Origin of the sequence: Streptomyces sp. NPDC127092 (assembly GCF_042722475.1) — a bacterium.
Taxonomy (GTDB): Bacteria; Actinomycetota; Actinomycetes; order Streptomycetales; family Streptomycetaceae; genus Streptomyces.
The window spans coordinates 1-733 of the sequence record NZ_JBHXFE010000112.1 but is presented as its reverse complement, the minus strand read 5'-3'; the positions used below and the strand labels follow the sequence as shown (position 1 = coordinate 733).

The following is a 733-nucleotide window of genomic DNA, read 5'->3' as shown; positions in this document are numbered from 1 at the left end:
GGGAAGGGCCTCGCACCAACGGTGCGAGGCCCTCCCTCAAAGAATGTCCGGCGGCGACCTACTCTCCCACAACCTCCCGGCTGCAGTACCATCGGCGCTGTGGGCCTTAGCTTCCGGGTTCGGAATGGAACCGGGCGTTTCCCCCACGCTATGACCGCCGTAACCCTAACCCCACACCACCACCCTCAACACGGGCAACAGCAGGGAAACCTACGGGTCACACAACAGTGACACTATTCAACTCAAAACACCTCAACCACCCACCAACAAGCAGACAGCCGGTTGCAATCAGACAACCGCACAGTGGACGCGAACACCAACCCATCACCTTGAAGCAAGCAATAGGATAAGAGTGTGTGTAAGTCATCGGCCTATTAGTACTGGTCAGCTTCACGAGTCTTCAGTCCTCGCTTCCACATCCAGCCTATCAACCCAGTGTTCTAGCTGGGGGCCTCACACCCTCAAAGGGGCAAGGAAATCTCATCTCGAAGCCGGCTTCCCGCTTAGATGCTTTCAGCGGTTATCCATCCCGAACGTAGCTAATCAGCCATGCACCTGGCGGTACAACTGACATACCAGAGGTTCGTCCGTCCCGGTCCTCTCGTACTAAGGACAGACCTTCTCAAATTTCCAACGCGCGCAGAGGATAGGGACCGAACTGTCTCACGACGTTCTGAACCCAGCTCGCGTACCGCTTTAATGGGCGAACAGCCCAACCCTTGGGACCTACTCC

General features: G+C 56.6%; 2 rRNA genes. Both read right to left on the bottom strand.

The features are described 5' to 3' along the window. Positions 1-45: 45 nt before the first annotated feature. Positions 46-162 (bottom strand): 5S ribosomal RNA (gene rrf, locus ACFWJO_RS37560). A gap of 192 nt (positions 163-354) precedes the next feature. Beyond that, positions 355-733 (bottom strand): 23S ribosomal RNA (locus ACFWJO_RS37555); the annotation flags it as partial.